The sequence below is a fragment of the Corallococcus llansteffanensis genome (assembly GCF_003612055.1).
Taxonomy (GTDB): Bacteria; Myxococcota; Myxococcia; order Myxococcales; family Myxococcaceae; genus Corallococcus; species Corallococcus llansteffanensis.
In genome coordinates this window covers 1-4,236 of the sequence record NZ_RAWB01000735.1, presented here as the reverse complement: position 1 = coordinate 4,236, position 4,236 = coordinate 1, and the positions used below count along the sequence as shown (strand labels likewise).

The window sequence follows — 4,236 nt, the reverse complement described above, 5'->3', positions numbered from 1 at the left end:
CGTTGAGGGGGACCCCTCGGGGGAGGGGTTGAGTCACTGGGAGCGCGTCGAGGGGGCGCGCTCCCAGTGCTTTTTTTCAGGGTACGGCCTGGATCCGCGCGGGGGGCGCTGGGTCGGCCGGCCCGCTTTATTTCTGGATGGAGAGGATGACCCACTGCCGTGTGTCCACGGCATAGACAGTGGGCACGTCCGAAGATGGCAGGGCCGGCGAGGTCACGGCACGCCATGGAACTGACGGAGAAGCGGACGAACACCACCCCGTCTTTTCCGGGAACGCTGGTGACGTCATACGCCTCCCGCTTGTTGACGCAGACCTCCGCGGGGCTGGCGTCCCGGGGGGGCTTCGAGCCCAGCGGCAGGAAGTCCTCCATCGCGAGGGCGACCGACGCCGCCATCGTTCCGGACAGGACCTGTTGCCCTTCCTCGGGAAGCACGATGGGGAACGCAAAGCGCTCCGCCTGCTCTGGGGGCGCATGAACGGGGCGTGCCGGAGGCCGGAAGAGGGCGCAGGCATTGAGCATCAGGAGCGGGAGCAGCCTCCATGGTCGGGTTCCCATGATGGTTTTCGGTGCCGCCTTTCACGGTGGAGTATCGCTGGCCCCGACTTTCGTGGACGCGAGTTCACAGGTCGTGTCGAACTGGATCCGGATGCTCCACCACTGATTGCCCCTGAGCAGATCCTTCTGGGAGAGCGGTGACGGCGCCCAGGGATGGCTGTGGAAGTCCGCGATGGGATGTGCCCGGCCCCGCTCATCCAGCACGCGGCGAGGAACAATGCAGGACTTCCGCCGGGAAGGGCCCACCAACTCGAGCCGCCCCAGGGACGTGGTCCTGCTCGCGTAGTACAGCCCATCTCCGAGGGAGTAGATGAGGCCGCAATACTCCTGTCCGTAGTCGCGCTCCCGTGCTCGGGGGAGGGTCATGACCGCGGGGCATAGCTGGTCGATGACTCCATCAATGTCGCGTGACGGGGCGATGGCGTCCCACGGACCTCGGACCCAGACCCGGTCACCGGTTTCTTCAAAGCCGTAGTCCCTCGCGACAAGAGATGCATCAGGCCCTCCAGCGCAGCCCATGAGGAACAGGACGAGGGATGCGACAGGTCGTGCGCGCACGCGACTCTCCGGCTGCCCGGCATCGCGAGCAGGAACCCCGAGCCTGTCAGATGCTCCTGACATGCACGCCGCGGGGGCGCTGGGTCGGCCGGCCCGTCAAGCCGACAGGATGCGTGAAATCGCCTGGCGCACCGCCGCGTCGCCCTGGAACGCATGCAGGTTGCGGAAGGCCGCGAGCAGCGTCTCCTGCAACACCTCCCGGGCATCCTCCTCCGAACCGCACATGCGCAGGCCGAAGCGGTACACCTCCTTCTTGTGACGCGTCAGCAGCTCGTCGATCGCCCGGGCGTCCCGGTCCGCGTGGCCTCCAGCAACTGCTCATCGGTTCGCGTCGACATGGGCCGTGGCCGTCCCTTCCCCCGGGGGCAACACCTCCGCCTGTTGCCCTGATGCCTGGAGCTTCCGCGCCAGGGCCATGCCGGCGAACATCGCGGGCACGAAGACGAACACGGAGGGGGCACCGCTGACGAGCGAGGTCAGCGCGGGGCCGGGACAGTAGCCGGCCAACCCCCACCCCACGCCGAAGAGGGCGGCGCCCGCGAGCAGCCTCCCGTCCACCCGCTGGGCGGGGAAGGAAGGAAACCGCCCGGTGAACAGCGGGCGCTGCCTCCGCAAGATGAGGGGCCGGAGCGCCGCGTGCACGGCGACGGCTCCGCCCATCACGAACGCGAGCCGGAAGTCCCAGTCGCCCGCGACGTCGAGAAAGCCCAGGACGTTGGATGGATCCGTCATGCCGCCGAGGCCCAGCCCCAGGGCGAAGAGGAGGCCGCTGAGCAGCGCCCCCAGGGAAGAACGCATGGAGAGGACTCCCATCTAGAGGACGTGTCGGACCAGGAAGACGGTGGCGACCCCGGTGGCCATGAAGGTGAGGGTGGCGGCCAGGGAGCGGACGGAGCCCCGGGCCAGGCCGCAGACGCCGTGCCCGCTGGTGCAGCCGTTGCCCAGCCGCGTGCCAAAGCCCACCAGCAGGCCCGCCACCCCCAGCAGGACAGTGCCTCCGCCGCTCGGGAGCACCGCGGGCGGAAGGGACGCGGGGTGAAGCCAGGCGAGCGCGAGCCCACCGGCGAGCAGCCCTCCGAAGAAGAACACGCGCCAGGCGATGTCCCCTCGGACGGGCGCCAGCAGCGCGCCCACGACGCCGCTGACGCCGGCCACCCGGCCGTGGGTCAGCAGCAGCAGCGACACCGCCAGTCCGATGAGGGCACCGCCCAGGAGGGGGAGGAGGAAGGAGGAGGCCATGCCCCATGAGAGCCCATTCCCGCGAAAAGGATTCACCCGTCTTTTGGAAGGGGCCCTGAATCCTTCTTCCCGCCCCCTGGCTCTCACGGTCGGGAGGTTGCGCCATGATTTTCCGACAACTCTTCTGCTCGTCATCGCGCTCAACTCCTTCGTGGGCACCCGGGCGGAACCAGGCCGCCTTCGCCCGGACGCTCCAGGCAGGGGATGCATCCGAAGGGGCGCGCCTCGGGGGGCTGGAGCTCAGCCGCCGGAGATGACCCGCAGCGGCTGGGTGCCTTCGCGCGCCGGCTTCGTGGCGCCGGGCAGCTCCAGCACCCGGGCGCCCTCGGCCTCGAAGTGCGCTCGCAGCCAGGGGTGGCAGGTGAAGGCGATGACCTGGTGGTGTTCGGCCAGGCGCGCGAAGAGGCGCACCGCGCCGCGGGCCCGCTCCGGGTCGAAGTTCACCAGCACGTCGTCCGCGATGAGCGGCAGCGCGCCGCGCGTCTCCCCGAAGTCGCGGATGACGGCCAGCCGGAACGCCAGGAAGAGCTGCTCGCGCGTGCCCCGGGACAGCTGCTCCGCGCTCCAGTCCCGCGCCCCGTCGCTCACCCGCAGCTCCCTCGCGTCCCCCGCCGGGATGAAGACGCGGCGGTAGCGCCCCGCCGTCAGCTCCGAGAACAGCTCGCTCGCGAGCTGGATGACGCGCGGCTGCTGCTCCTCCTCGAAGCGCCTGCGCGCCCGCCCCAGCAGCGCCAGCGTCAGCCGGTCCGCCGCGTAGCGCGTGGCCAATTCCGCCGCCTTCGCCCGCAGCGTCTCCTCCTGGATGCGCAGCCGGGACACCCGGTCGTCGTTCTCCCACTGCGACAGCTGCGTCTTCAGGCTGCCCTGCTCCGTGAGCACCGCCTTCAGCCGCTCGCCCTCCGCGCGGTGGCGCTCGCGCGACGTGGCCAGCTTCTCCTTCAGTCCCGCTTCGCCCCCGGCCGCGTGCACCTCCGCGCGCGCCACGTCCTCCTCCAGGCCGGTGAGCGCCTGCACCCGCTGGCCATGCTCGCGCACCCGGACGCTCAGCTCCGCGTACCGGCGCGCCTGCACCGCGCGGCGGCGGAAGGTGGCCTCGTCCTGGCAACCCCCTTCCGCGAGCAGGGCCTCCAGCGTCTGGTCCTCGTCCAGCACCAGCTGCTCCAGCCGCGCCTTCTCCGCCAGCAACTCCCCGCGCTGGCCCTCCAGGTGCCGCTGGTCCGCCGCCCGCGAGCGGACCTCCTCCAGCGCCACCGACACCCGCGCGGCCACCGTCTCCGCCGGCCCCGGAGCCAGCCCCGCCGCCCGGGCCTCCGCCAGCAGCCGCGCCGTCGTCGCGCCGCACGCGGCCTCCGCCACCGTGAACTCCTCCTCGTCCGTGCGCAGGTCCAGCAGCCGCTGCCGCAGCGCCGCGGCGTCGCGCCACAGCGTCAGCGCCGACGCCGCGGAGATGCCTTCCGGGAACCTGCGCGCCACCAGGAACGCCGCCCACTCCGCGCGCAGCGCCTCCGCGCGCTGCTCCGCCCGCAGCCGCGCCTCCTCCATGCGCTGCTCCTCGCGCACCGCGACGTCCCACGCCGTGCGCTGCGTGTCCTCCTCGCGCAGGAGCAGCTCGCGCCGCTCGGCCTGCGTCAGCAGCTCCGCCAGCAACGATTCGTGCGCGGCCAGGTCCGCGGTCGAGGCGCCCGGGGACAGCCCCGCCGCTCCGGACGCGTACAGCAGCTCGCGCTGGAGCATCTCCTCGCGCGCGGCCATCGCCGCCTGCACCGCGCGGAAGCGCTCCTCCTCCTGCTGACGCCAGCGGTGCCGCGCCGCCTGCGCCTCCAGGCTGGCCTGCCGCGCCGTCTCCACGCGGTGGCGCACGAGCTGCAACAGGGCCACGAGC

At 71.8% G+C, this 4,236-nt stretch carries 5 protein-coding genes; all 5 read right to left on the bottom strand.

Annotated elements, in window-relative coordinates:
- Positions 1-578 precede the first annotated feature (578 nt).
- Positions 579-923, bottom strand: a complete 345-nt coding sequence (locus D7V93_RS39185) for a hypothetical protein (RefSeq protein ID WP_208723300.1) — start codon at positions 921-923, stop codon at positions 579-581.
- Positions 924-1,211: 288 nt separating this feature from the next.
- A complete protein-coding gene (locus tag D7V93_RS47110; protein ID WP_244237771.1) occupies positions 1,212-1,361 on the bottom strand; it encodes an RNA polymerase sigma factor in 150 nt (49 codons plus the stop codon).
- Between the two features lie 72 nt (positions 1,362-1,433).
- Positions 1,434-1,913 carry a DUF6691 family protein gene (locus D7V93_RS39175; RefSeq protein WP_120648160.1) on the bottom strand — a complete coding sequence of 160 codons (480 nt, stop codon included), beginning with the start codon at positions 1,911-1,913 and terminating at the stop codon, positions 1,434-1,436.
- Between the two features lie 15 nt (positions 1,914-1,928).
- Positions 1,929-2,354: a YeeE/YedE family protein gene (locus D7V93_RS39170; RefSeq protein ID WP_120648159.1), complete on the bottom strand. Its 426-nt coding sequence runs from the start codon at positions 2,352-2,354 to the stop codon at positions 1,929-1,931.
- 240 nt (positions 2,355-2,594) lie between these two features.
- On the bottom strand, positions 2,595-4,236 hold a 1,642-nt coding region (locus tag D7V93_RS39165; protein WP_372338410.1), incomplete at its 5' end, for an ATP-binding protein.